Origin of the sequence: Salinispora oceanensis, from assembly GCF_000383575.1 — a bacterium.
GTDB classification, from domain to species: Bacteria; Actinomycetota; Actinomycetes; order Mycobacteriales; family Micromonosporaceae; genus Micromonospora; species Micromonospora oceanensis.
Genome location: NZ_KB911579.1, coordinates 3,534,971 through 3,560,927, shown reverse-complemented (window position 1 = coordinate 3,560,927; position 25,957 = coordinate 3,534,971). Strand labels below are relative to the sequence as shown.

Here is a 25,957-nt window from a genome sequence, read left to right as displayed (position 1 = left end):
GTCGCCGGCACACGGCGAAACGGGACCCTCGTGAATCGGATTGTGCGCGATTCGCTACCCGGCGCAGTCGGGCACGATGCCGGAGCAGTTGTTCGGGCGGTTCTTGATCACCACAGTGCCGGTGGCGGGGTTCAGCAGGACCGTGCCACCCGCCTCGTTGTAGATGCCGCCGCCGTCGGTGACCGCGATGTTCTTTATGACCTTGGTGTTGTACAGCGCGGCCGTCCCCGTGGCGACATTGTAGATGCCGCCACCCAGGTCGGCCTGATTTCCGACGATCTTCGTGTTCAGTAGGGTCAGCTCGTCGGCGTTATAGATTCCACCACCATTGGTGCTCGCTCGGTTGTTCTCGACAGTGCTGTCCGTAACGGTCATCGTGCCGCCGGTCTCAATGGCCAGAGCGCCCGCCAGCTCGCCCGCGACGTTATCGGCGAGGGTGACCGAGGAGAGGTACACCTGCGTGCCTACGTTGGCAAGGATTCCACCGACCGCCCCGTTCGCCGTGTTGCCCGAAACGCTACTGTCCTCGACAACCGCCGAACCACCGTTCACGATGATTCCACCGACAACATCCTGGGCCGAATTGTCGGAGATGGTGCTGTGCTGGACCAGGGCACTCCCCGTAGTTGCCACCCCACCGCCAGCGGCGGTGACATTTGCGCGTACGCCGGAATCGGTTACTTCGAGCACGCCGGAGCTGGAAATACCACCGCCGAGGATGCCAGAGGTATTGCGGCTGACCGTGGAGTGCTTGACCAGGGTGGTGCCGTCGTTGGCGATGCCACCGCCGTTGTCTCCGGCGATGTTACGGGTGATGGTGCTGTGTTTGGTGGTGAGCGCCCCGCCGGTGTTGACGAGGATTCCGCCGCCGTCGGTATCGGCGTATCCGCCGGTGATGGTGAGGTGGTTGAGGGTGAGGTCGCCGCCGACGTCGACGGTGAGGATTCTGAACTGTTCGACGGCGGCGGCGCGTTCGATGATGGTGTGCTTGCCGCCGTTGAGGGTGATAGGGGTGGTGATGGCGGGGAGGCCACTACCGTCGAGGTTGGCGGTGAGTAGGTAGGTGCACTTGCTGGCGAGGTCGAGGGTGGCGCCGCCGCGGGCGTTGGCGAGGGTGATCGCGGCAATCAGCTTGTCCGCGTCACAGGGCACCGGAATGCCCTTCGACTTCTCCCGCTTCTTCCCCTGCACCTCCCCGTCGGCCTTACCTTCGGTGCGGTGGCCTTCAGCAGTGCGCCGATCAGACTTCTCGGGCTGATCGTCGGCGGCAGCGAAAGCCCCTCCGACGGCGCCGGCGGCCGGCCCGCCGAAGGCACCGACCGTGGTGGCGGTGAGGGCCAGGCCGGCGACGCCGGCCAGTCCAACAGCCCACCACCGTGCACCCGCCCTACGTAAGCCAGAGCGGCACAGTTCGCGTTCCTGACGCTGATGGTTCATGGCGATCTCTACGTCCTTCCCCGTGAACGGCGAGGAACCGGCCACCCCAGGGGCAGATCGACTGTTCCTCGGCTACCCGGCAGGCGGCAGCAACCTCCTTGAGCTAAGCCAGTAAAATTCACGTTGACCCGTATACACGAAAATTACCCCCAAAAAGGTACAGACAGGACGAGTGGGCCGGTTGATCGCTTCGACCACCTCGTCATACCCAGCCGCGGCGGGTGGCCTGGACCCCGGCCTGGAACTCGTCGGTGTTGCCCGCCGCGAGTAGGCGTAACAGCTCCCGTTCCTGGGCGGTGAGTCCCTGCTCGTCCTGGGACGCCTCACCACCGAAGGGCCTCGCCGCGTGCCAGACCTGCTCGAAGAGCGCGACCAGCCCCGCGACAACGCCGGGACTACGCAGTTCCAGGGCGCCCCGAACGGGATCGTTCGGATCGACGGGCACCAGCGCCAGTTCGCGATCGACGATCACCATGCGCATCGGCAGTGTCGGTGCGGTGCGTGACTGACTACCCAGACTCGCCATCCACCGGGCGTGCGCGAGGGTGGCCACTCATCGCCCGCAAACCGATGGAACCCTCTGGCCCTACCCCAACAACATCGAACGCGACAACGGCACCCCCTACAGCTCAGCCCAACAAATCGGCCAGGGCTGGAGCACCTTCGACACCACCACCTAGCAGCACCACCACCTGACGGCACCTAGCAACGCGCTGAGCCCCCAACCTGGCAACCGGCCGGGTTGGGGGTTCAGTGGTTACGGAGTGGTCGGGGCTGCCCGTGGGTGAGGTCAGGGCTGTCCGGGGAGTTGGGCGACGAACGCCCGCCACGCCGCCGGGCCGAAGAGCAACGCCGGCCCAGCCGGATCCTTGGAGTCCCGGACCCCCACGACGCCGGGAAGGTTACCGGCGACCTCGACGCAGTCGCCGCCGTTGTTGCCGCTCTTACTGCTCTTGCGCCACTGCGCGCCGATCAGGTCCATGAACTTGCCGCTTCCCTGAGCAGGTCTCGGGACTGCGCCCGGGAGAGGGCCTCCCCACGGATGCGTTCCCACCGTCGACTCAGCGTAGCAATATCCGTGACGCCATCGACCAGTTGCGCCTTCGCCTGGCTGTCCACATGGGCCACCACTGTGCCCTTCTCCAACTCGGCGAGGGTGAACGGACCGCCGAGACCAGGGTGCATACCGGCCGAGAGCGGCACGACATGGATCGACACGTTCGGTAACTCCGCGGAAGCCGCCAGCTGCTCGCACTGCTCCCGCATCAACGCGCGGTCGCCGTAGGCGGACCGGCGGAGGATCAGCTCGTCCAGCACCGCGATGAACATCGGCGCCCGGTCCCGACGCAGGATTGCCTGCCGCTTGATCCGCACGTCGACCAACTCCTCGACCGTGTCGGGGCTGAGCGCCTCACCGGCGAGGGTCGCCCGCGCGTACGCCGCGGTCTGCAGCAGGCCCGGCACCCACGCAAGTTGAAACGCGCGGAGCGACACCGCCTCACGTTCAATATCGGCCCACGGGCGGAACCACGCCGGCTCGCGCCGCCGCACCGCGTCCGGCCACAGGTCCTCCACCTCCCGCTTGAGGATCGCGGCCACCTTCGCGCGGTGTCGGGTCTGGGGAATCCGTCCACGGCTCGCCCATTTCGCGGCCGTCTTCGGATCCACACCGATCTGAGCTGCGAGGCTCTCGGCGGTCTCACCCGCCTCCGCCATCGCCGCGATGACTGCGTGGTTCATGCTTCAACCTCCCCTAAACGTTCCAGACGTCCCAAAAACCTAGTACTACGCGGTGTGTTCGCCCCACAACTGTCGGAAAACTGCCCGTAGACGGCGTGAGCCGGTGGAGGGCCCGACCCGCCGGAGGCGCTGCCGGGCCGCCCCACCACCGGGAGGGGGGTGATGGGGCGGTCCGTTCCACAACCACCAACCACCACACCCGGGAGGCGAGCCGTGCCAACGACCACCACCGCGCCACCACCACCCCTACCGCGACGGAAGCGCTGCGCCGCGCCGCGCTCGCCGGCGCGATCGACCCGGACCACGCAGTGACTGTCTCCGGCGCGGAGCTGGAGCGGCTGCTCTCCGGGGGGCGGGTGGTCGGCCGGGCCCGTGTCGTCCACACCGTTCCCGGTGCCGACCTCCTCGCCGCGGTGCTCGCGGGGCTACGGAGACTGTGATGGCCGACGACAACCCGCCCACCGACCAGCCGGCGCGCGCTGACCGGCGCGCGTACCGTGACCCGCACGGATCGCCGCCGCTGCCCGACGGCGACCGGGTGCAGCCGAGCACACCGACCACTCCCCCGCCGTCCGCCACCACCCGGCACCAGCTGATCGCGGCGCTCATCCTGATGATCATCGTGGCCGCCATCGTGCTCCGGGCGCTGCGATGACGACCAGCCCGAGGCCCCCGCGTCCGGTCGATCCGGCCGCTGACCGGCCGCACCTACCGATGCGCCCGGTGGCTGCCACCAGCCCACGCGGTCGAACTGGAGATAGTCGAGCTTGAAGTTCTGAAACGGCGAAGGCGAGGGGCCACCCCGGAACAGACCAGGATGGCCACTCGCCTTCGAAAGCTGAGCTACGACAGTCAGCGGGTCACTGCTTGACGCGGTCGAACTGGAAATAGTCGATGTTGAAGTTCTGGTAGGCGTCCTCGTCCATCCGCACCTCAAACTCGTGCGTACCCCGACGCAGGTAGTGGGTCCCCTCGATCTCCTGCAGTTCGAAGGCATCGTGTGAGGTCGTGCCCGCCACATCCACCGGGCCGGTCGTCGACTGACCGTCGAAGGTCATCGAGAACCGCCCCGCCGGGAAGTACGGCGACGACATCCGGGCGCTCACCCGGTAGGTGCCGGACTTCGGCACCTCAACGGTGTACTTGACCCACTCACCACCGCGGATCCAACACATCACGATCGCCGCATTGTTGTCGCAGACGTCCACGCCCTCGTACTGGCGAGCCGCCGTGCCACCCCGATTCTCGTCGTCCAGGTCGTGGTAGCCGATCCCCTTACCCTCCAGCGAGTAGTCCTCGGCCTGCACCCGCACCGACTCCTTCGGCAACGAGGGCCACTGCCCCTGACCACCGTGCTCCCGGTCCCGACTGGCCAACCAGTTGATCAGTTGCTCCGGGTTGTCCGTCTGGATCATGTCCGCCTGGTGCCGGTCCACCACCGCACCCCAGCCCTGCGCCGGATCCCGCAACGACGACTCATCGGTGTAGCCGGCGGCGAGGCCGTACCACAGGGTGTTGACCCAGACCCGGGCCCGCTCGCGGAGCGCCGCCACCACCGCCGGCTGGATCTGCGGCTCGGTGAGCCGGTCGAAGACCAGCTCGAACGCCTCCGGCTGGTGGTAGGTGAACCCGTCGAGGTCGGCGGCGTTCTCCTCCTTCACGACATGGACGTAGAGGATTTCCGGGTCGGTGGCGAGGAACTGCTCCACCTCCGCGACCGGCGCGGAACTCTTGAACAGGACGTGGTCCAGGGTGCCGGTGTCAACCAGGACGTCGTACGCCTCGTCCCGGATGTCCCACGCCTTGTCCAGGTTGACCATGGCGCGGCCCTTCACCACCGCCATCGCCTCGGCCAGGGTCGGTACCCGCTCGTCGGTCAACGGCGCCTGGTCGCCCCCCAGGCCCACCTTCAACCGCAGCTGCCTCACCTCGGCCAGCGTCAACTCCGACACCGCACCGGTACCGTCCGTCGTCCGGTCCACCGTGCTGTCATGCATCAACACCAGATGACCATCGGCCGTACGCCGGACATCGATCTCCACCACGTGCGCGCCCGCCTTCACCGCGGACCGGATCGCCTTCAGCGAATTCTCCGGTGCGGCCCGCCAGTGCCCACGGTGCGCCACCACCAGCACCTCCGCACCCGGACCGTGCCGCAGGAACTGCTCCCGCACCTGCGCAATGGTGTGCGCTGGCCCCGACTCGACAGTCTGGGCGAGTGCCCCCGAAATCGGCGTGGCCCCGGCCGTGACCCTGGCCCCCGCCGACGTCGGAGCGACACCGACCAACACACCCGTCGTCACCACGGCCAGCGCCCCACTCAACCACTTCCTACGCACGAGCAACTCCCGGGTAGACACCAGAATGATCAACGGTCCGCACCACTGCCAACGCAGACCACCGTCATCCTGCTGGTCTCCCACCACGCAATGCGGGCCCACGCGGTAACAACCCGGCGAACAGGGGCTGACATGCCGATGCCGGACCTTCAAGATCTTTAGCTACATCCCCGGCTTCCGGTGATATCCCGCATTACCTTCGATTAGCACGAAGCGGTCATTTCACTATCAGGCGGGGGCGGATGTCGCGGTCGGACGCCCCAGGCGGAGCCGGGCACACCCGACGACGGCGGATCATCGCCATCGCGGCGGCCGTCTCCTTCCTGAGCTTCTTCGACCTGAGCGTCATCAACGTGATGCTCCCCTCGATCGAACGCACGCTCGGCGCCGGCAACAGCGCTGTCCAGTGGGTCGTCTCGGGCTACTCGCTGATGTTCGCGCTCGCGCTCGTCCCCGCCGGACGGCTCGGTGACACCAGGGGACGGCGCCACGCGCTCCTCATCGGCCTCGCGTTGTTCACCGGCGCCAGCGCGGTCGCCGGAACGGCCGGCTCCGGTACCGCTCTGGTCGTCGCCCGACTCGCGCAGGGTGCCGCAGCCGGTGTCCTCGTTCCCCAGCTCACGGCCCTGGTTGAGGAGTTGTTCCGCCCCGAGCGGCGGGGCCGGCCATTCGGGCTTCTCGGTGCCACGGCCAGCGTCGCCACCGCGATCGGACCGGTGATCGGTGGGCTGATCATTGCGCTCGGTGGGGTGGAGAACGGCTGGCGGTTGGTCTTTCTCAGCAACGTCCCGATCGGTGTCGTCGCGGCGGTGCTCGTCTGGCGGCTGTTTCCGGCGAAACCGCTGAGCGGCGAGACAGATCACCGGCCCGACCTGATCGGCACGCTGCTGTTGGGCACCGGAATCATGCTGGTGATCCTGCCCGCGCTGCAGCGGGAGCAGTGGCCGGGGCCGCTGCCGTGGCTGTTGCTGCCGGCCGGGATCGGCGTCCTCGTCGCCTTCCGATCCTGGGAGACCTCCCCTGCGCGCCGACACCCGCCGGTCTTCGACTTTCGCCTACTCACCCATCGGACCTACCGCCTGGGGCTGCTGCTCGGTTTCTTCTACTACGCCGGCTTCACCTCGCTGCCGCTGATCTTCAGCCTGCACCTGCAGTACGGTCTCCACCGCAGTCCGTTGCACACCGGGCTCACGATTGCGCCATTCGCGGTGGGTTCCGCGCTGGGCGCGCTGCTCGGCGGCCGGCACGTCGAACGACTCGGCCGCCGGCTGATCGCCGTCGGACTGCTCACCGTCCTGGCGAGCCTCGCCCTGATGATCGCCGTCACCAGCGTCACCGGGACGACCTTCTCGGTCCTGAACTCGTTCCCGCTGCTCCTCGCCGGAGTCGGTAGCGGCCTCGTGATCACACCGAACAACACCCTGACTCTTACGCAGGTGCCCCGGCGAGACGCCGGCAGTGCCGCCGGAATGTACCGGACCATGCGGCAGGTCGGCGCCGCGATCGGGCTGGCGGTGATCAGCGCAACCCTGCTCGGCTCGGTCGCGGCCAGCAACGGACACTGGCCAACCGCCCTGCGCCACGCACTCGTCGTGGAGTTCGGCATCGTCACCGCCGCGCTGCTCACCAACCTCGCCGACATCGTCGGTAGCCGCCGCCATCCACTCGATTCGGCAGCCTGACCGTTCGCACCGCCCACGCCGGGCCGCCGGTGGCCAACGACACAGGCCAGCGCCGGGGAAAGGACTCGCCCCGGTGGGGTCGGCACCGGCATGATGTCCGGCGTGCTGGGGATCACCGACATCTGGACGTACGTCCTGGGCACCGTGGCGATCATCATGCTGCCCGGACCCAACTCGCTCTTCGTACTCTCCACCGCCGCCCGCCGTGGCGTGGCCGCCGGCTACCGCGCGGCCAGCGCGGTGTTCGTGGGCGACGGAGTCCTGATGATCCTCTCGGCCGCCGGGGTGGCGTCCCTGCTCCAGGCGTACCCGCCGCTCTTCCTGGTGATCAAATATGCCGGCGCCGCCTACCTGGGCTACCTGGGCCTGGGAATGCTGCGCGGGGCCTGGCAGCGGTGGCGGGCCCGCCACGACCCGGCCACCCCACGACTTCTCGACGCCGGCGATCCCGCCCCACCACGCAGCCCGTTCCGCCGGGCCCTGGTGATCAGCCTGCTCAACCCGAAGGCGATCCTCTTCTTCGTCTCGTTCTTCATCCAGTTCGTTGACCCGCACTACCCCTGGCCGGCGCTGTCGTTCCTGCTCCTCGGGTCCATCGCACAGCTCATCAGCGCGCTCTTCCTGACCGTACTGATCTTCGCGGGCACATTCCTGGCCGCCCAGTTCCACCAACGCCGCCGCCTGGCCGCGGGCGGGACGACGACGGTTGGTGCACTCTTCCTCGGCTTCAGTCTGAAACTCGCCACCGGCTGACCCACCTCGGTCGGTCACGTGCCGTCGCCAGCGGCCGGCCCACCCCGACTCACGTGCCGTCGCCACCGCCGCCGCCGACGCCCGGGCCACCGGCCGTGCCGCCCAGCCCGAATCCCGGCGGCAGTGGCGCGTCCGGAGGTCGGCTCACATGGGCGGACTCGTTGATCGGCGCCGACCAGTCGGCATGCGCCGCCATCGCCGCGTGCCGGTTGATCGCGCTCCGCAGCCACCCATCCACGGTCGTCACCCAGTCCTGCCGCTCGGCACCGTCATGCCAGACCCGAAACCGACTGATGCTCTGGTGGGTGATCCCGGCCAGCGCCAGCCGCCGATCGCACCAGAGGAGCACTTCGAGACCGGCGGAGTTCGCGATGAAGATCACCTCCAGTTCGGTGATCGGCCCGGCGTACAACGGCGCCACCCAGTAGCCCAGCCGCTGGTGCAGCGAGAGCTGCTGCTCAACGCCGGGCAACCGGGCCGCGACCGAGCCGGCCTGCCGCAGGCTGAACCCCAGCATGTCCAGGGTGGTGAGGATGTGCGCCTGGGCGATCAGCGGGTGCACGAAGAGCGGCACCATCGCGCCCTGATCCAGCCCGGGTTCGATCGCCACCTCGGTACGCAGCCCCATCCGTAGGCTGAGCAGCGGCGCTCCGCCAACGACCGTTACCGGGGTCTCCCAGGGCATCGGGAACGAGAACGGAATACTGCGGGCCCGCCCGGCGCGCAGGACGAACCCGGTGGCGATCTCCGCCTGATGGAACTGCACCAGCCGCCGGGAGGCCTCCGGGTCGTCCGGCTCGGCCGACGTGACCAGGCCGAGCCGGACATGCAGCACCGGAACGTCAACCGGGCCGGCGCTGACGGTCACCCGCCCCGGCAGCCGGAGGCCGGGGCGGGTGCTCGGGTTGGCCAGCGCGGTCCGGACGGTCAGCCCCGTCCGACCGGACTCCGCCGACACCCCCGTCAACCGCACCGGCCCCGGTTACCCAGACCAGATCAGCGCAACCGCCGTCCCCGAGGAACCTGGTCCGTCTCGTCGTCGAACTCGCCGATGACCTCCTCCAGCAGGTCCTCGAGCGCGACGAAACCGACCGGACGGGTCGGCCCCCCACCGTTGCGGACCAACGCCAGCTGAGAACGCCGGGCCCGCATCGCCGCCACCGCCTCGGTGACCGTGGCGGACGAGGGCAGGGTGAACGCGGTCGTCATCAACTTCTCGGCAGTCGCCGTCGGACGGCTGGCCGCGGCCCGAACCGCCTCCCGTACGTGCACCAGCCCGCAGACGTCACCGGCCTCGTCGAGCACCGCCAGGCGGGATCGCCCGCTGTCGCGGCTGACCTGCTCGATCTGGCCCGCGTCCGCGTCCCGTCGCACGGTGACGATCCGGTCGAACGGTTCCATCACCTGCGCCACGGTGGTGCCCTGCAACTGCAGCATGCTGGTCAGCAACTCGTGCTGCTCGGCACCGAGGAGCCCGTGCTCGCGGGACTGCTCCAGTAGGAGGCGCAGCTCCTCCGGGCCGTGCACCTGGGCAAGCTGATCCTGTGGTTGGACCTTGACCAGCCGCAGGATGCCGTTCGCCAGGGAGTTCAGCGCCGACAGCACCGGCCGGGCGACCCGGGCGAAAGCGCGGAACGGCAGCGCCAACAACGTCGCCGACCGCTCCGCGTCGGTGATCGCCCACGACTTCGGCGCCATCTCCCCCACCACCAAGTGCAGGAAGGTCACCAGGCTCAACGCGAAGATCAACGCGATCACGTGGCTCGCCGCGCTGGGCAGGCCCACGGCATACAGCAGCGGGCTGAGCAGCCGCTCGATCGCCGGTTCGGCCAGCGCACCGAGCCCCAGCGTGCACAGGGTGATGCCCAGTTGCGCGCCGGCCAACATCAGCGAGAGTTCGCGTACGCCGTCCAACGCGGCCCGGGCACCTCGGCCACCACCGGCGGCGGCCTGCTCCAGCCGGTAGCTCTTGCTCGCCACGAGAGCGAACTCGGCGGCGACGAAGAACCCATTCAACGCCAGCAGGACCACCGAAGCCGCGAGAGCAACACTGACGCTCATGCCTGCACCTCCGGCTGACCTTCCGGCTGGCCTTCCGACTCCTGCAGGCGCAGCCGGACCGAGTCGGCGACGTGCCGGTCGACCACGAGCACCTCAACCAGCGCCCGGGGGCCGGCCGCCGCCTCATCCCCGTCTGCCGGCAGGGCGACCTCCAGTTGGTCACCCACCTCGGGTACCCGGCCCAGCTCCCGCATGACCAGCCCGGAGAGCGTGTCGTACTCCGGGGCCACGGGCAGCGAGATGCCGGTGCTGTCGGCGACCTCGTCGATCCGCCAGCGGGCCGGCACCACCCAGGAGCCATCGCGCTGCCGGGTCGGTATCCGCTCCGGCGGATCGTCCTCGTCTCGGATCGGCCCCACCAGCTCCTCGGCGATGTCCTCCAAGGTGATCACACCGGCGAAGCCACCGTACTCGTCAACCACGCAGGCGAGCTGCCGGTGACTGGAGCGCAGCCGGTCCAGCACCGTCGGCAACGGCAGGGTCTCCGGCACCAGCAGCGGGGGAACGGACACCGTACCGACCGGGGTGGTGGTTCGGCGCTCCAACGGCACACCGAGCACATCGGCGATGCCGGTCACACCAATCACGTCGTCAACACCCTCGGCCCCCTGGACGGGAAACCGGGAACGGCCGGTCTCGAGTAGCTCGACGACGCGGCTGACCGGCTCGTGGGCGCGGACGGTGTGCACGTCGACCCGGGGCACCATGGCTTCCCCGGCGGTGAGCTGACGGAAATCCAACCCGCGGTCCAGCAGGGTGGACATCTCCGCGGTGAGGTGCCCGCCCTCGCGGGACTCGGCGATGATCTGCTCCAGATCCTCCAGGGTCGCCCCGCTGGGCAGCTCCTCAACGGGCTCCACACCCGCCCGGCGGAGCAGCCGGACGGCCGCCCGGTCGAAGAGCTTGATCACTGGACCGGCGGCCTTGAGGTAGATCAGGGTGGAGCCGGCGAGCGCCCGAGCGAGCGCCTCGGGGCGGGCGATAGCGAGGTTCTTGGGTGCCAGCTCACCCAGCACCATCTGCACGATGGTGGCGATGAGCAGCGCGAAGGCGACGGACAGCGGCCCGCTGACCCGGTCGGACATCCCGGACAACCCGAGCAGGTCAGCCAGGCCAGCGCCGAGATACGGCTCGGCGACGTAGCCGACCAGCAGCGCGGTGACCGTGATGCCGAGCTGGGCGCCGGAGAGCATGAACGACAGCCGTCCGGTCACCTCCAGGGCCCGGGCCGAGGCCTTGTCACCTTCGGCGGCACGCTGCTTGAGCTTGCCCCGATCCACGGCGACGTAGCCGAACTCCTGTGCCACGAAGTATCCGGTGGCTGCGGTGAGGACAACGATGAAGAGGAGCCCAACGACGATCAACACGGGAGCTTCAGGGCTCCCGTCGATCTCGGGGCCAGGGATAGCCGGGCATAACCCGGCTCGCTACTGCTGCCCTCCTGGGCAGACGAGTCGATCATGCCATCCATTTTATCGGGAGTACCTGAAAGTACGCTGGCGGTGCCGGAAGGGTCACGGCGACGCGGACCCTTCCGGCACACGGTCAGCTCTGGGTGATCCGCACGTCGTCGACGGCGGCCTCCACCAGGCTCGGGTTGCTGGCATCCGCCACGTCGATCAGTATTTGTACTGTTTGCCCGCTTAGAGCCGATATGTCCGTGCTGGCTATCTGCCAGGACCCCGCCCGGTTGCTCGCCGCGCCGGTGACGTTCAACGCCGTCACGGTGCTGCTGCCCACCACCCGGACCCGCAGGTAGTCGGCACTGGTGGCGTTGCTGAGATGGGCGAGGTACCAGGAGAAGCTGAGGGTCAGCGCGCCGGTCGACGGCAAGCTGACCGCCGGGGACTGGATCGTGGTGACGCCACCGTCGACGTCGTGACTGCCCGCGCTGCTGCCCGCGGCCGCGCCGGTGACCAGGTCGAAGCTACCGCTCACCGTGGTGCCGAGTTGGAGGGTGGTCCCGGAACTGCTGGTGGTGGCGGGGTCGCCGCGTTCCCAGGCCCCGGTGGTGGCGGTGTCGGTGCCGGCCGGGTCCACGACCCAGCCGGTGGCGGTCTCGAAGGTGTCGCTCCAGACCGTCTCCCCCGGCGGGGACGTCTGGGCCAACTCCCACACCGTGTACGCGATCGCGTCGGCGTTGCGGTCCAACGCCGTGTCGTTGACGTTGGCGATGGTGTCGCACGAACGGTGGTAGCAGGAGTCGAAAGCCTGTCCCGCCGTCCCGCCCCAGAGCGCCGCCTGGGAGCTGGACTTGATGCCCTCCGCGCCGGTGAACGTGCCCCCGGCCGGGATGCCGACTGCGATGAACGGCCCGTAGTCGCTGCGGCCGTTGAAGTCGGTCCCCTGGGTCGTCACACCGATCGAGGTGTAGTACGCCTGGATGGTCTGCTCGATCTCGGCGGAGCCCTCGGGCCCGGGGCCGGCACCCACCCCGTCGGAGTCGTCGCCGTCGTAGACGAAGTAGCCGGCGTTCGGCGAAGCCACCATGTCGAAGTTGAGATACTGCTTGATCCGGTCGCGCTCCGCGCCCGACAGGCTGTTCACGTAGTGACGGGAACCGCGCAGACCCAGCTCCTCCGCGCCCCACCAGGCGAACCGTAACCGCTTGTCCGGGGTGAAGCCGCTGCTCGGCACGGCCAGTGCCACCTCGAGGATGGCCGCCGAGCCGGACCCGTTGTCGTTGATGCCCGGTCCACTGGTGACGCCGTCCAGGTGCGCTCCGGTCAGGACCACGGCGTCCGGGTCACCCGTTGGCCATTCGGCGAGCAGGTTGTAGCCGGTCGCACCGGCGTAGGTGAACGACTGCACGGTGGTGGTGTAGCCGACCGCGTCGAGCTGCGACCGCAGGTAGTTCACCGAGGCCAGGTAGCCGGGTCGACCGTGCGCCCGGTTTCCGCCGTTGGCGTTGGCGATCGACTGGAGCTGGGTCAGGTGGGCCTTCACGTTGGCCAGCGGGACGTCCGGGGCGTCAACGGCAGCCGGGGACGGCGCGAGGCGGGGGTGCACCGGCGCAGCGGCGGCCGCGGTGGCGGTCAGCGCTGTCACGGCCACGACGGCCAGCAGCGCCGGCCAGACGGGTCGAGGGGTACGGGTTCTCATGGGTCCTCCGGGTCGGGGCGGGCCGTACCGGTGGGCACGACCGCACATCCGGGACTACATTGACAGCTTTCGCTATCTCAGCGTGCCCTGACACTCCCCGTACGGCAAGACGTGAACCGGCCTGAAGGCAACCAGCGGGACACTGGCCCCCGGGGCAGTCAGCGCGGCGGGCTCCCGGGGCGACAATCCCAACGCGCCTCGACCAGCAGGTCAGGACGCCCGAGGTCGAGCACGACGCGGTTGACGACCCGCTGGGCGGCGGTCAGCGAGCGCACCGAGAGCAACCGCCCCCGGCTCTCCCGGCGCAGAACGAAGTAGTGCACGGCCGCGCGCACCCGACCCCGGTCCGCGGCGCTGGCCCGGGCCGTGGAGACGACCAGCTCGCGCAGCACCTGGGCGAGCCGCTCGGCGAGTTCCAACTCGGGCTCGGCCAGGCCGGCGCGGACGGCGGCGAGATGACCGTCGACCTTCCGGATCAGCACATCGGTGCCAGCCCGGGCCGCCCGCTTACTCGTCGTCGACACCACCGCCGGCGCCTTCTCGACCGCCATCCGCCCTCCACTCGCACTACATCGCGAGGAAGTTACTTTATGTTGTGGGTCACAATCAAGCAGTTAACTAAGACTTAAGCAATTCATAGTTACATTCAATGCTTTTAGCGTCTAGACGGACAGAACGCCACAGCTCTTCGGATACGTGTCGGACCGTGGGGGCACGATGGGGACGTGGCGAACCAGTTGGGCGGCAGGTCGACGAGCGGCGAGGCCAGCGACGCGACCGCAGCGCCCCACCCGACCGACAACACAGCGCTCGACGCGTTCGGCCCGGCCACCCGGGAATGGTTCGCCGCGGCGTTCGCCGCGCCAACCGCAGCCCAGGTGGGGGCCTGGCGCTCCATCGGCGCCGGCCGCAACGCGCTGGTCGTGGCCCCCACCGGCTCCGGCAAGACCCTGGCCGCGTTCCTCTGGTCGCTGGACCGGCTGGCCCGCGAGCCCGCCCCGGCGCAACCCCGGCAGCGCTGCCGGGTGCTCTACGTCAGCCCCCTCAAGGCGCTCGCGGTCGATGTCGAACGAAACCTGCGCACCCCGCTCACCGGCATCCGGCAAGCCGCCGCCCGGCTGGGGTTGACCCCGCCCGAGATCACCGTCGGCATGCGCACCGGCGACACCCCCACCGACGAGCGCCGCGCCTTCGCCCGGACCCCGCCGGATGTCCTCATCACCACCCCGGAGTCGTTGTTTCTCCTGCTCACCTCCGCCGCCCGCGACTCACTCCGGGGCGTGCAGACGGTCATCGTCGACGAGGTGCACGCGGTGGCCGGCACCAAGCGCGGAGCCCACCTCGCGCTGTCGCTGGAACGGCTCGACGAGCTACTGCCCACCGCGGCCCAGCGCATCGGCCTCTCCGCCACCGTCCGGCCGGTTGACGCCTGCGCCCGCTTCCTCGGTGGAGCCCGACCAGTTGACGTGGTCGCCCCGCCCACCGCCAAGACCATCGATGTCGGCGTCCAGGTCCCGGTCGCCGACATGACCCTCCTCGACGAGCCGGAGCAGCCCGGGCCCGACCTCGACCGCCCCCGCCGCGCGTCGATCTGGCCGGCCGTGGAGGAGCGGGTCTACGCCCTCATCCGGGCGCACCGCTCGACCATCGTCTTCACCAACTCCCGCCGCTCCGCCGAGCGACTCTGCGCCCGGCTCAACGAACTGGCCGCCGAGGAGTTCGCCGGCAACGCCCCGAGCGTCGAGACGCTCGGCGCCCAAGCACCGGGCGTCGCGACGCCGGGCGGGCCAGGGCTCACCACACCAGGCGCCGCAACGCCGGACGGGCCAGGACCTGCCCCTCGACCGCCCGCCGAGCTGATGGCACAAGCCGGGTCGGGGACCGGAGCGCCGCCGGTGCTCGCCCGCGCCCACCACGGCAGCGTCTCCCGAACCGAACGCGAACACATCGAGGAGTCGCTCAAATCCGGGCAGCTCCCGGCGGTGGTCGCCACCTCCAGCCTGGAGCTGGGCATCGACATGGGCGCGGTCGACCTGGTCGTGCAGATCGAGGCCCCACCGAGCGTCGCCGCCGGGCTCCAGCGCGTCGGCCGCGCCGGACACCAGGTCGGCGCCGTCTCCCGGGGCGTGGTGTTCCCCAAGCACCGAGGAGACCTGCTCGCCTGCGCGGTGGTGGCCGAACGGATGGCCGAAGGCGCGATCGAAGAGCTGCACCACCCCCGCAACCCCCTCGACGTGCTGGCCCAGCAGATCGTGGCGATGGTGTCACTCGAGCCGTGGCAGGTCAACGACCTGGCCGACCTGGTCCGCCGGTCCGCGCCCTTCGCGGAACTACCCGACTCGGCGCTGCACGCGGTGCTCGACATGCTCTCCGGCCGCTACCCGTCGACCGCCTTCGCCGAGCTGCGGCCCCGCCTGGTCTGGGACCGCGCCACCGACCTGCTGACCGGGCGGCCCGGTGCCCAGCGGCTCGCGGTGACCAGCGGCGGCACCATCCCCGACCGAGGTCTGTTCGGCGTCTTCCTGGCCGGGGCGGAGCGGGCCGCGCGCGTCGGCGAACTGGACGAGGAGATGGTCTACGAATCGCGGGTCGGCGATGTCTTCCTCCTCGGCTCATCGTCCTGGCGGATCGAGGACATCACCCCGGACCGGGTGCTGGTAACCCCCGCCCCAGGCCAGGCGGGCAAGATGCCGTTCTGGAAGGGCGACCAGCCGGGCCGCCCCGTGGAGCTGGGTCGGGCCATCGGCGCCCGCCTCCGCGCCCTGCTGCGGACCGACGACGACGCCGCCATAGCCGCGCTGCGCGCCGGGGGCCTGGACGAGTGGGCAGCCGGAAACCTGCTGGCGTACCTGCGGGAACAGCAGGCGGCAACCCGTAGCCTGCCGGACGACCGGACCGTGGTGGTCGAGCGCTTCCGCGACGAGCTGGGTGACTGGCGGCTCGCCGTACACAGTGTCCTCGGCGCCCAGGTCAACGCCGCGTGGGCGCTGGCCATCGGCCGCCGGCTCACCGAGCGGTACGGGGTAGACGCCCAGGTGCTCCCCGCCGATGACGGGATCGTCGTCCGCCTGCCCGACACCGCCGCGGAGCCGCCGGGCGCGGAGACGGTCGTCTTCGAGCCCGAAGAGATCACCCAGCTGGTCGAGGAGTCGGTGGGCACGTCGGCGTTGTTCGCCGCCCGGTTCCGCGAGTGCGCCGCCCGGTCGCTGCTGCTGCCCCGTCGCGATCCGCGCCGCCGACAGCCGCTCTGGCAGCAACGGCAGCGCGCCGCGCAACTCCTCGACGTCGCCCGGGAGTACGCGGACTTCCCGGTCACCCTGGAAGCGGCTCGGGAATGCCTCCAGGACGTCTTCGACCAGCCCGCGCTCGCCGCGCTGATGCGCGACCTGGCCGCCCGCACCGTACGCCTGGTCGAGGTGGAGACGGCCCAGCCGTCGCCGTTCGCGCGGTCACTGCTCTTCGGCTACATCGGGACGTTCCTCTACGAGGGGGACGCTCCCCTCGCCGAACGGCGGGCCGCCGCCCTCACCCTGGATTCGGCCCTGCTCGGCGAGCTGCTCGGCCGGGTCGACCTGCGGGAACTACTCGACCCGGCGGTCCTCGCCGAAACCGAACGCCAGCTGCGCTGGCGCACCGCACAGCGCCGACCCCGCGACGCCGAGGACGTGGTCGAGTTGCTGCGGGTGGTCGGCGACCTGAGCAGCGCCGAGCTGGCCGAGCGGGGGGCGCCGGCTCAGTGGTTGACCGAGCTGGTCGCCGACCGCCGGGTGCTGCGGGTCCGCATCGCCGGCGAGGAGCGCTGGGTGGGAATCGAGGACGCCGCCCGGCTGCGGGACGCGCTGGGCGTGGCGCTGCCCGGCGGCGTGGCCGAGGCGTACCTGGCCCCGGTGGCCGACCCACTCGGTGACCTCATCGCCCGCTACGCGCGCACGCACGGGCCGTTCACCGCCGCTACCTGCGCCGCCCGGTTCGGGCTCGGAGTAGCCGTGGTCGAGGGGGCGCTGCGCCGGCTCGCCGCCGCCGGCCGGGTGCTCGCCGGGGAGTTCGCCCCCGACACGGTCGGCATCCAGTGGTGCGACGCCGAGGTGCTACGAATGCTGCGCCGCCGCTCCCTCGCGGCGCTGCGCCGGGAGATCGAGCCGGTGCCGCCCCGCGCGCTGGCCACCTTTCTGCCCCGCTGGCAACAGGTCGGTGCGGCTGGGCGAGGAGTGCCGGCCGTGGCCGCGGCCCTGGAACAGGTGCAGGGGCTGGCCCTGCCCGGCTCCGCCCTGGAGCGACTGGTGCTGCCGGCCCGGATCGCCGACTACTCCCCCGCCCAGCTCGACGAGCTGTGCACCAGCGGCGAGGTGCTGTGGGCCGGTTCCGGGGCGATCTCCGGCGGGGACGGCTGGGTCGTGCTCGCGTACGCGGACACCGCCCCGCTGCTGCTTCCCCCGCCGGATGCGGCACTGACCCGTACCCCGCTGCACGACGCGGTGCTCGACGCCCTCAACGATGGACAGGCGCTGTTCTTCCGTGCCCTGTCCGACCGGTTGGGCTCCACCGACGACGCCGCGCTCACCGCCGTCGTCTGGGATCTGGTGTGGGCCGGTCACCTGACCAACGACACTCTCGCCCCGCTGCGGGCCCTGCTGGCCGGTCGTGGGGCACACCGGTCCCGCCCGGCCACACCCCGTACCCGCTACCGACGACCCGGCCGCGTCGCCCTGCCGTCACGCAGCGGCCCACCCACCGTCGCCGGCCGCTGGTCGCGCCTGCCCGACCGGGACACCGACCCGACCCGCCGCGCCGCGGCGCTCGCCGACATACTGCTGGAACGGCACGGCGTGGTGACTCGGGGAGCGGTCGCGGCGGAGCAGGTGCCCGGCGGGTTCGCCGCCGTCTACCCGGTGCTGTCCGCGCTGGAGGAGCGGGGCGCCACCCGGCGCGGCTATTTCGTGGAAGGGCTGGGGGCCGCGCAGTTCGCCGTACCCGGGGCGGTTGACCGACTGCGCGCGCTGGCCGACTCGGCCGACGGTGGACGCGTCCGTGCCGGCCTGGCTCTGGTCCTCGCCGCGACCGACCCCGCCAACCCGTACGGCGCGGCGCTGCCCTGGCCGGAACGGGTGGTCGACTCCGGGGACGGCGGTGCCACCCCGACCGGACACCGAGCCGGCCGCAAGGCCGGCGCCCTGGTGGTGCTGGTCTCCGGTGATCTGGTCCTCTACGTCGAGCGGGGCGGTCGGACGCTGCTCTCCTTCACCGACGACAGCGACATGCTGGCGACCGCCGGCAAGGCGCTCGCCGACGCCGTGCAGGGTGGAGCCCTCGGGACGATCTCCGTCGAACGGGCCGACGGCGAGGCGGTGCGCTCGTCACCGCTGCGCGAGGCGTTGACGGCCGCCGGGTTCCGGGCCACCCCCCGCGGGCTCCGCCTCCGGGCCTGATCGTCCCGCCGGTTTCGGGGCGCCCGGGCTATCCGCCGATTTCGGGCCGCCCTGGGCTATCCGCCGGGTGCCCGGGTCGACCGGTTGGCTCAGCTAGCCTTCCCTCCATGGCGCCGACGCCCTGGATCTCCTTCACCACCGACTACGGTCTCGCCGACGGCTTCGTGGCCGCCTGCCATGGGACGCTGGCCCGGCTGGCGCCCACCGCCCGGGTGATCGATGTGACCCACCTGGTCCCACCCGGCGACGTCCGGCGCGGTGCGGCGGTGCTGGCGCAGACCGTGCCGTACCTGCCGGCGGCCGTCCACGTCGCCGTGGTCGACCCCGGGGTGGGCACGGCCCGCCGGGCGATCGCCCTCGCCGCCGGGGACGGACTGCTGGTCGGACCGGACAACGGGCTGCTACTGGAGGCGGCGACGGCGCTCGGCGGGGTCAGCGCCGCGGTGGAGCTGACGAACCCGGACTGGCTCGGAACGCAGCTGTCCGCCACCTTCCACGGCCGGGACATCTTCGCGCCGGTCGCAGCCCGGCTGGCGCTCGGTGCGCCGCTCGCCGACGCCGGCCCGGCCGTCGAACCGGACACCCTGGTCCGGCTGCCTACCCCGCTGGTCCGACCAGAGCCGGACGGGTTCACCGCCGAGATACTGACCGTGGACCATTTCGGCAACGTGCAGCTCGCGGCGACGGGCGCCCTACTGGAACCGCTACCCCAATCCCTTCGGGTCGCGCACCGACCAACGGGCCCGGACCGCGTCGGTGCGTACGCGGTGCACGCCCGGACGTTCGACGACGCACCGCCGGGAGGGCTGTTGGTGCACGTGGACTCGGCCGGCCTGGTCGCGGTCGCGGTCAACGGTGGGCGGGCCGCCGACCGGCTCGGGGTGGCACCGGGCGACCAACTCCGCGTCACCGCCGGTTGACCGGCAGCGCCGAGGCCGCCCGAGCGGGAGGATGGGGAGGTGCCCGAAGGCGACACCGTCTGGAACACCGCCCACGTACTTCAGCGGGCGCTGGCCGGCGACCGGTTGATCGGCGCTGATTTCCGCGTGCCACAGCTCGCCACGACGAACCTCGCCGGCTGGACGGTCCGGGAGTCAACCAGCCGGGGCAAACACCTGCTGCTGCGGCTCACGGCTCCGCGCACCGACCACGGCGACGACCACAGCGACGGCGAGCGCTGGACGCTGCACTCGCACCTACGGATGGACGGCAGCTGGCGAACGTATCCGCCCGGAGGGCGCTGGTCCGCCCACCCGGCGCACCTGATCCGGGCGGTGCTGCGCGGCCCCCGGGCGGTGGCCGTCGGCTATCACCTGCACGACCTCGCCCTCGTGCCGACCACCGCGGAGCACCGCCTCGTCGGCCATCTCGGCCCGGACCTCCTCGGCCCCGACTGGGACCCGGTCGAGGCGGTCCAGCGCCTGACCGCCGGCCCCGAGGTCACCATCGGCACCGCCCTGCTCGACCAACGCAGCCTCGCCGGGGTCGGCAACCTCTACAAGTGCGAGGTGCTGTTCCTGCGCGGGGTGTCGCCCTGGACGCCGGTACGCGCCGTACCCGACCTGATCGGCCTGGTCGCCCTGGCGCAACGGCTGCTCGCCGCCAACCGGGGGCGCTGGACCCAGAGCACCACCGGATCGCGGCACCGGGGACAGACCACCTACGTGTACGGCCGGCGGGCTCAGCCCTGCCGCCGCTGCGGCACCACGATCCGCCGGCAGGAGCAGGGCGAGCGGGTCACCTACTGGTGCCCGACCTGCCAACCCGAACGTCCCGGCTGAGACAGATCGTCGAGGCGGTGGTGGGCGACCGCGGTCAGCCCCGCAGGTGCAGCCCGAAGCTGGTACGGCCCCTGGGCTCCAGCCCTTCCTTCAGCCGCAACGAGGGGATCTCGTAATCGCCGGAGTTCTGCTGTCGGAACGCGATCGGCTCGGTCGACTCCAGGGTGAGCAGGCGCTGCGTCCAGGCTTTGGCGATGTCCGGGTAGTCCTCGTCGGTCAGCCGATCGGCGCCGTACAGCACGAACGGCGGCAGCACCTCCATACCCGGGTAGTAGAGAATGCCGTGCTGGATCGGGAACAGCAGGTCCTCAATGGGGCCGTTGATCCCCCGATCAGAGTAGTGCGGCTCCGATCCCCCGGCGGTTACCGACAGCAGTGCCTTCCGGCCGGCCAGGGTGCCTTCGCCGAAGCGGTCGCCGAACCTGGTGTCGCTGTACTCGCCGACGCCGTACGCGAAGTGCAGGCTGAACACCCGGTCCACCCAGCCCTTGAGGATCGCGGGCATGGTGAACCACCACAGCGGGAACTGAAAGATGACCGTGTCGGCCCAGAGCAGCTTCTCCTGCTCGACGAGGACGTCCGGGGTGAGTGTCCCGGCGTCGAAGGCTCGGCCCGAGTCCAGGGCGACCTTCAGCCGACCGGAGGCGTCGGGCTCGTAGTCCGTGCGGTCCACGACCGCCTTCCAGTTCATCGCGTACAGGTCGCTGACCCGCACCTCGTGTCCGGCGGTACGCAGGGTGGCGACGGCGAGGTCCTTCAGCGAGCCGTTGAGCGACTTCGACTCTGGGTGGGCATAGACGATCAGCGTCTTCATGAGGGCTCCCTTCGGATCGGTGTCTTCGATCCTGGGCGCCGGGGCGCTCGACATTCAGGGGTGCCGCTTCCTCGGATGGGACATCCTGGTAACAGCAGTACCACCCACGCGGCAGTAGCCCGGCGATACTGGGAGGATGGACAGTCTCGCGGGCTTCCTGCGGACCCGGCGTTCCCGGGTCGACCCGACGGCCGTCGGCATCCCCACCGACCGGCACCGCCGGGTGCAGGGGCTGCGTCGCGAGGAGGTCGCGCACCTGTCCGGAGTCAGCGTCGACTACTACGTACGCCTGGAGCAGGGCCGCGCGACCCAACCCTCCGACCAGGTCCTCAACGCGCTCGCCCGCGTGCTCGGCCTCGACGAGACCGAACGTGAGCACCTCTACCGGCTCGCCCGAAAGCGTCGCCACCGCACGAAGACACCGGGCGGGCGGGTCCGGCCCGAGCTGCTCCACCTCCTCGACCTGATGGCCGAAGCGCCCGCGCTGATCATGAACCATCGCCTGGACGTGCTCGCCGGAAACCGCCTCGCCCGGCTCCTCTACGGCCTGCCGATGCCGGGCCTGAACACCGCTCGGCACATCTTCCTCGAGGAGGACGAACGCGGTCTGTACGCGGACTGGGAGGCGTGCACGCTCAACGTGGTCGGACACCTGCGCCTGGCTGCCGGCAAGTACCCCGAGGAGCCCCGCCTCACCTCGCTCATCGGCGAACTGGCGATGGGAAGCGAGCGCTTCCGCGGCCTCTGGGCCCGCGCGGACGTACGCGCCCGCACCCACGGACGCCGGACATACCGGCATCCGCTGGTCGGGCTCCTGGAACTGCACCAGGAGAGCCTCATGCCACCGGACGAATCCGGCGTGGAGCTGCTGGTCCTGTCCGCGGCCCCCGGCAGCCCCAGCGAGGACGGACTACGCCTGCTCGCGGGGCTGGGCACGGACGAAACGACGGGCAGCCCCAGAAAGGGACGATTGGATACTTCCTAACCCACCCCCACAGGTCGCATGCTGCGGTGGAGCGCTCACGTACCGTTCGTTTCGCGCGTCCACCGCCACGCCGAGGTGGTCGGTGCCGCGCCCGACGCCGGGAGAGCCATGGACCTGTTCCGCAGATTCCGGATCCCCTGGGCCGTGCGACCCGCCACCAACCACACAGACGCCACCGATGACGACGGCCCGCTGGTGCCGGCGACACGGAGCGCGCAGGACGCCGCGGCGAGCCCGCCAGCGGAGGTCCCGAACCCGCCCCCGGCCCTGGACCCGGCGGCACCGACAACGCTGGACCCGGCACCACCGACAACGCTGGACCCGGCGGCGCTGCCCCGCTACTTCGGCCCGGTCCCGAACCACTCCCACAGTCCACTGCCGGCCCTGGACGATAACGGCGACGTGGTGCCCGGCACCGGCATCCGCAAGTTCGTTGACCCGCTGCCCACGCTCGGCTCGGCCAACGACCCCGACTGCTTGCCGGTGGCCGTACCCGACGCGATCAGCTACCCGGGCTGCGACTATTACGAAATCGGCCTTCAGGAGTACGCGCAACGGCTGCACCGGGACCTTCCGGCCACCCGGCTGCGGGGATACCAGCAGCTGAACCTTGGTACCGATTCGACCGGACACAACACTGTCACCCCGCCGAAATGCCCCATCCACCTCGGCCCGGTGATCCTCGCGCGGCGCAGCCGGCCGGTACGGGTCAAGTTCATCAACCAGCTTCCCGCCGGTCGAGCCGGTGAACTGTTCCTTCCGGTTGACCCGACCATCGACGGCGCCGGCCACGGGCCACCGGGCGGGCCGGCACCATACCCACAGAATCGAGCGGTGCTGCACCTCGCTGGCGCACAGACCGGTTGGATCAGCGCCGGAAACCCATGGCACTGGATCACACCCGCGGCAGAGATAACCCCATACCCGACCGGTCCCGGACTGACTCCCGTGCCGGACATGCCGCCGCCCGGCCGGGGTGCCACCACGTTGTACTACCCGAACGAGCAGAGCGGTCGGTTGCTCGCGTTCCACGACAACACCGTCGGGCTGGCCCGGCTCACCAGCTACTCCGGACAGACAGGTCTCTACCTGATCACCGAGCCGGCCGAGGACGACCTGGTCGCCGACGGGGTGCTGCCCGCCGACCAGATCCCGCTGGTCTTCGAGGACAAGACCTTCGTGCCCGACGACAGCCAACTGGCCGCCACCGATCCGACCTGGGACCGCGACCGGTGGGGCGCGCGCGGCAGCCTCTGGCACCCACACATCTACCAACCCCGGCAGAACCCGTACCGCGACGACGGCATCAACCCGACCGGACGCTGGGACTACGGGCCGTGGACACGAACCGCCGAAGAGCTCGGGGCGGGCAACACCGCCAGACCCAACAGCACCGGGCCGAGGCCGGTCCCGAACCCACACCACGACCCGGTCGGCGACGACTCGAGTGAGCCGCCGATGGCACCCGGCGTACCCCACCCATCGGCGGTGCCAGCCGCGTACGGCGACACGGTACTGATCAACGGCGTCGCGTACCCGTGGCTGACGGTTGAACCGCGCACCTACCGGTTCCGTGTCCTCAACGCGTGCCTGGACCGCAGCCTGAACCTCCAGCTCTACCAGACGCGCTCCGCCGGCCCGATGTGGGACAGCGATGGCGGGCTCGCTGACCCGGGCGCCGGGGAGGTGCCGATGGTGGCGGCGATTCCGTCTCCCAGCCGACCCAGCCGGTGGCCGACAGACGGGCGGGAAGGCGGGGTGCCGGATCCGCTCGCCGCCGGCCCCGACCTGGTGCAGATCGGCAACGACGGGGGCCTCCTTCCGGCCCCGGTCGTGCTCCCCAACCAGCCGGTGACCTACCGACACGACCGGCGCGACCCCACCGTCCTCAACGTGGACCGGCACACGCTGCTACTCGCCCCCGGGGAGCAGGCCGATGTCCTGGTGGACTTCGCCACCGTGGCTCCCGGCAGCACCGTGCTCCTCTACAACGACGCCCCGGCCCCGCTCCCTGACTTCGACCCGCGCTACGACCACCACACCGAAGCCGCGGACCACACCGCGGCGGGCGGGACACCACCGAGCCGTCCCGGGTACGGGCCGAACACCCGTACCCTGCTGCAGTTCCGGGTGACCGGCGTCCCGGCGCCCCGCTACGACCTGGCCCGGCTCCAGGAGCGACTACCGCAGGCGTACGCGGCCAGCCAGCGCCCGCCGATCGTGCCGCAGCCCGCCTACGACACCGCCTTCGGCACCCACACGGCTCGGGAGACCACCGTCCCGGTACATGCCACCACGGTCGCATTCACCCCAGCCGGAGACGTGTCCCCGGTCCTGCTACCGCTCGCCGTGAAGATCATCAAGCAGGTCTTCGAGCCGACGTACGGCCGACTCGCGGGCCGCTTCGGTGTCGGTCCGCCGCCCGGAGGGCCACTCACGCCGGCCGTGGTGCCCCTCAGCCCCACCGACCCGGCCACCGAGGTGGTGCCGGTCGTCGAGCCGGCGGTACCGGCCGGCTCCGCCAGCGGCGGCGTGCAGCTGTGGCGGCTACGCGGCGCCGACCGGCAGACCCAGCCGGTCCGCCTCGACGGTGTCGACCTACAACTGGTCAACCGAGCCGGTTGGGACGGCACGCTCCGCCCACCGGCACCGAATGAGATGGGCTGGAAACAGGTGGTCCGGGTCAACCCACATGAGGATGTGGTGGTCGCGCTGCGCCCGGTCGCACCACCCCTCCCGTTCAAAATCGCGGACAGCGTACGGGCAGTGGAGCCGGGCTGGCCGGACGGCATCCACCTCAGCGGGGCACCGCGCGACGGCCGGGCCGCGCCGGCGCTCCACCAGCCGGTCAACCTGGGCTGGGAGTACCGCTGGCACAGCCAGCTCGCCGGCTATCGAGACCAGGGCCTGAGTCGACCGCTGGTGCTGCGGGTCGCGCCACCGGCTCCGACCGGGCTCTCCGCGACCCCGGGGCCCGGATCGGCCACCGCGCTGCCGGCGATCCTGCTCGCCTGGACCGGCAGCGGCAATCGGCCCGCTGCCACCAGTCACCAGCTCCAACGCGCCGTTGACCCGGCGTTCACCGCTGGGCTCGCCACGATCACGGTAGCCGCCAGCGCCACCCACTACACCGACGCGACCGTCACCCCCGGCGTGACCTACTACTACCGCCTCCGGGCGGAGAACGCGGTCAGCTGCTCGGCCTGGTCGAACTGCGCGCCCGCCTCGGTGCGGCTCACCGCCCCCACCGGCCTGGCCGCGGCGGTGCCGCCGGCGGCACCGCTCCGGGTGGGGCTGCACTGGCGCAACCGCTCCTTCGCCACCGGCGTTGACGTGCAGCGGGCCACCAACCCGACCTTCACCAGCGGGCCCGGCACCACGGCCATCAGTGTCGGGGACACCCATCTGGACACCGCCGTGGCGCCCGACACCCGTTACTACTACCGGGTGCGCACCACCTACCTGGGGGCGGCCTCACCGTGGTCCACAGTGGCTCAGGTCACCACACCGCCCCGGCCGGGCGTACCGGACTCGGTGACGGTCACCACCGCTACGTCCGCACCGGACACCGCGACAGTCATCCTCGGCTGGGCGGCGAGCGTGCCCGCCGGGTCCGGCGCCGGATTCACCGTGCAGCGGGCCACGGACCCGGGGTTCACCCAAGAGGTAGCCACCTTCACCGTGAACGGACGGGGGTTCACCAACACGGGCCTGGCGCGACGCACCACCTACCACTATCGGATCCGCGCGTTCAACGTCGTCGGGATGTCCCTCTTCACCGCCCCGATCGCCGTGACAACGCCGGGCTGAGCGGCTGGTTCGCGCAGCTGAGGACGG

18 protein-coding genes and 2 pseudogenes are annotated in these 25,957 nt (G+C 70.8%); 9 read left to right on the top strand and 11 right to left on the bottom strand.

The window, feature by feature from the left end; genetic code table 11:
• Positions 1 to 54: 54 nt before the first annotated feature.
• The 4 genes and pseudogenes from SALPAC4_RS27775 to SALPAC4_RS0116545 all read right to left on the bottom strand — a co-directional run bounded on the left by SALPAC4_RS27775 (position 55) and on the right by SALPAC4_RS0116545 (position 3,177).
• Positions 55 to 1,482: an autotransporter outer membrane beta-barrel domain-containing protein gene (locus tag SALPAC4_RS27775; protein ID WP_019871267.1), complete on the bottom strand. Its 1,428-nt coding sequence runs from the start codon at positions 1,480 to 1,482 to the stop codon at positions 55 to 57.
• Between the two features lie 157 nt (positions 1,483 to 1,639).
• A pseudogene (locus SALPAC4_RS0116560) lies at positions 1,640 to 1,987 on the bottom strand (LuxR family transcriptional regulator); the annotation flags it as partial.
• A 240-nt stretch (positions 1,988 to 2,227) separates the two neighbouring features.
• A complete protein-coding gene (locus tag SALPAC4_RS0116550; RefSeq protein ID WP_019871264.1) occupies positions 2,228 to 2,419 on the bottom strand; it encodes a DUF397 domain-containing protein in 192 nt (63 codons plus the stop codon).
• Positions 2,410 to 3,177, bottom strand: coding sequence for a DUF5753 domain-containing protein (locus tag SALPAC4_RS0116545; RefSeq protein ID WP_018736713.1), 768 nt, complete (start codon positions 3,175 to 3,177; stop codon positions 2,410 to 2,412). Before SALPAC4_RS0116545 ends, SALPAC4_RS0116550 begins: the two co-directional genes overlap by 10 nt.
• 213 nt (positions 3,178 to 3,390) lie before the next feature.
• On the opposite strand from SALPAC4_RS0116545, the pseudogene SALPAC4_RS0116540 reads away from it, so the two are divergent.
• Positions 3,391 to 3,617 (top strand): annotated as a pseudogene (locus tag SALPAC4_RS0116540) (hypothetical protein).
• On the top strand, positions 3,617 to 3,832 hold the full coding sequence (locus tag SALPAC4_RS0116535) for a hypothetical protein (protein ID WP_019871262.1): 216 nt from the start codon (positions 3,617 to 3,619) through the stop codon (positions 3,830 to 3,832). Before SALPAC4_RS0116540 ends, SALPAC4_RS0116535 begins: the two are co-directional and overlap by 1 nt.
• Positions 3,833 to 4,037: 205 nt before the next feature.
• Here SALPAC4_RS0116535 and SALPAC4_RS0116530 read toward each other — a convergent pair whose 3' ends face one another.
• Positions 4,038 to 5,483 carry a glycerophosphodiester phosphodiesterase family protein gene (locus SALPAC4_RS0116530; RefSeq protein WP_027644695.1) on the bottom strand — a complete coding sequence of 482 codons (1,446 nt, stop codon included), beginning with the start codon at positions 5,481 to 5,483 and terminating at the stop codon, positions 4,038 to 4,040.
• A gap of 275 nt (positions 5,484 to 5,758) precedes the next feature.
• On the opposite strand from SALPAC4_RS0116530, the gene SALPAC4_RS0116525 reads away from it, so the two are divergent.
• Entirely contained in the window at positions 5,759 to 7,198 is a 1,440-nt protein-coding gene (locus SALPAC4_RS0116525) for an MFS transporter (protein ID WP_019871260.1), read from the top strand.
• A gap of 90 nt (positions 7,199 to 7,288) precedes the next feature.
• Positions 7,289 to 7,951: a leucine efflux protein LeuE gene (leuE, locus tag SALPAC4_RS0116520; protein ID WP_018732545.1), complete on the top strand. Its 663-nt coding sequence runs from the start codon at positions 7,289 to 7,291 to the stop codon at positions 7,949 to 7,951.
• A gap of 49 nt (positions 7,952 to 8,000) precedes the next feature.
• On the opposite strand, the gene SALPAC4_RS0116515 is transcribed toward leuE, so the two are convergent.
• The 5 genes from SALPAC4_RS0116515 to SALPAC4_RS0116495 all read right to left on the bottom strand — a co-directional run bounded on the left by SALPAC4_RS0116515 (position 8,001) and on the right by SALPAC4_RS0116495 (position 13,665).
• On the bottom strand, positions 8,001 to 8,924 hold the full coding sequence (locus SALPAC4_RS0116515) for a sporulation protein (protein WP_019871259.1): 924 nt from the start codon (positions 8,922 to 8,924) through the stop codon (positions 8,001 to 8,003).
• A 23-nt stretch (positions 8,925 to 8,947) separates the two neighbouring features.
• A complete protein-coding gene (locus tag SALPAC4_RS0116510; RefSeq protein WP_019871258.1) occupies positions 8,948 to 10,012 on the bottom strand; it encodes a hemolysin family protein in 1,065 nt (354 codons plus the stop codon).
• Entirely contained in the window at positions 10,009 to 11,379 is a 1,371-nt protein-coding gene (locus SALPAC4_RS0116505) for a hemolysin family protein (protein ID WP_019871257.1), read from the bottom strand. The genes SALPAC4_RS0116510 and SALPAC4_RS0116505 overlap by 4 nt, the downstream gene beginning before the upstream one ends.
• 178 nt (positions 11,380 to 11,557) lie before the next feature.
• Positions 11,558 to 13,114 carry a M20/M25/M40 family metallo-hydrolase gene (locus SALPAC4_RS0116500; RefSeq protein WP_019871256.1) on the bottom strand — a complete coding sequence of 519 codons (1,557 nt, stop codon included), beginning with the start codon at positions 13,112 to 13,114 and terminating at the stop codon, positions 11,558 to 11,560.
• Between the two features lie 158 nt (positions 13,115 to 13,272).
• On the bottom strand, positions 13,273 to 13,665 hold the full coding sequence (locus tag SALPAC4_RS0116495) for a hypothetical protein (protein ID WP_019871255.1): 393 nt from the start codon (positions 13,663 to 13,665) through the stop codon (positions 13,273 to 13,275).
• Positions 13,666 to 13,839: 174 nt separating this feature from the next.
• Between SALPAC4_RS0116495 and SALPAC4_RS0116490 the strand changes: the two genes are divergently transcribed.
• The 3 genes from SALPAC4_RS0116490 (at position 13,840) to SALPAC4_RS0116480 (ending at position 20,321) form a co-directional block, all read left to right on the top strand.
• On the top strand, positions 13,840 to 18,540 hold the full coding sequence (locus tag SALPAC4_RS0116490) for an ATP-dependent helicase (RefSeq protein ID WP_019871254.1): 4,701 nt from the start codon (positions 13,840 to 13,842) through the stop codon (positions 18,538 to 18,540).
• 107 nt (positions 18,541 to 18,647) lie between these two features.
• Entirely contained in the window at positions 18,648 to 19,460 is an 813-nt protein-coding gene (locus tag SALPAC4_RS0116485; protein WP_019871253.1) for an S-adenosyl-L-methionine hydrolase, read from the top strand.
• A gap of 39 nt (positions 19,461 to 19,499) precedes the next feature.
• On the top strand, positions 19,500 to 20,321 hold the full coding sequence (locus SALPAC4_RS0116480; RefSeq protein WP_019871252.1) for a zinc finger domain-containing protein: 822 nt from the start codon (positions 19,500 to 19,502) through the stop codon (positions 20,319 to 20,321).
• Between the two features lie 34 nt (positions 20,322 to 20,355).
• On the opposite strand, the gene SALPAC4_RS0116475 is transcribed toward SALPAC4_RS0116480, so the two are convergent.
• On the bottom strand, positions 20,356 to 21,135 hold the full coding sequence (locus SALPAC4_RS0116475; protein ID WP_019871251.1) for an NAD(P)H-dependent oxidoreductase: 780 nt from the start codon (positions 21,133 to 21,135) through the stop codon (positions 20,356 to 20,358).
• A 136-nt stretch (positions 21,136 to 21,271) separates the two neighbouring features.
• On the opposite strand from SALPAC4_RS0116475, the gene SALPAC4_RS0116470 reads away from it, so the two are divergent.
• Positions 21,272 to 22,120, top strand: coding sequence for a helix-turn-helix transcriptional regulator (locus SALPAC4_RS0116470; protein ID WP_019871250.1), 849 nt, complete (start codon positions 21,272 to 21,274; stop codon positions 22,118 to 22,120).
• 108 nt (positions 22,121 to 22,228) lie between these two features.
• Positions 22,229 to 25,930, top strand: coding sequence for a hypothetical protein (locus SALPAC4_RS0116465; protein ID WP_027644696.1), 3,702 nt, complete (start codon positions 22,229 to 22,231; stop codon positions 25,928 to 25,930).
• Positions 25,931 to 25,957: the final 27 nt, after the last annotated feature.

Bases quoted from the DNA above. Each gene is read 5' to 3' on its own strand.
- SALPAC4_RS0116550 (WP_019871264.1), bottom strand. From the start codon at position 2,419: ATGGACCTGATCGGCGCGCAGTGGCGCAAGAGCAGTAAGAGCGGCAAC.
- SALPAC4_RS0116545 (WP_018736713.1), bottom strand. From the start codon at position 3,177: ATGAACCACGCAGTCATCGCGGCGATGGCGGAGGCGGGTGAGACCGCC.
- SALPAC4_RS0116535 (WP_019871262.1), top strand. From the start codon at position 3,617: ATGGCCGACGACAACCCGCCCACCGACCAGCCGGCGCGCGCTGACCGG.
- SALPAC4_RS0116525 (WP_019871260.1), top strand. From the start codon at position 5,759: ATGTCGCGGTCGGACGCCCCAGGCGGAGCCGGGCACACCCGACGACGG.
- leuE (WP_018732545.1), top strand. From the start codon at position 7,289: ATGATGTCCGGCGTGCTGGGGATCACCGACATCTGGACGTACGTCCTG.
- SALPAC4_RS0116510 (WP_019871258.1), bottom strand. From the start codon at position 10,012: ATGAGCGTCAGTGTTGCTCTCGCGGCTTCGGTGGTCCTGCTGGCGTTG.
- SALPAC4_RS0116500 (WP_019871256.1), bottom strand. From the start codon at position 13,114: ATGAGAACCCGTACCCCTCGACCCGTCTGGCCGGCGCTGCTGGCCGTC.
- SALPAC4_RS0116495 (WP_019871255.1), bottom strand. From the start codon at position 13,665: ATGGCGGTCGAGAAGGCGCCGGCGGTGGTGTCGACGACGAGTAAGCGG.
- SALPAC4_RS0116485 (WP_019871253.1), top strand. From the start codon at position 18,648: ATGGCGCCGACGCCCTGGATCTCCTTCACCACCGACTACGGTCTCGCC.
- SALPAC4_RS0116475 (WP_019871251.1), bottom strand. From the start codon at position 21,135: ATGAAGACGCTGATCGTCTATGCCCACCCAGAGTCGAAGTCGCTCAAC.
- SALPAC4_RS0116470 (WP_019871250.1), top strand. From the start codon at position 21,272: ATGGACAGTCTCGCGGGCTTCCTGCGGACCCGGCGTTCCCGGGTCGAC.
- SALPAC4_RS0116465 (WP_027644696.1), top strand. From the start codon at position 22,229: ATGGACCTGTTCCGCAGATTCCGGATCCCCTGGGCCGTGCGACCCGCC.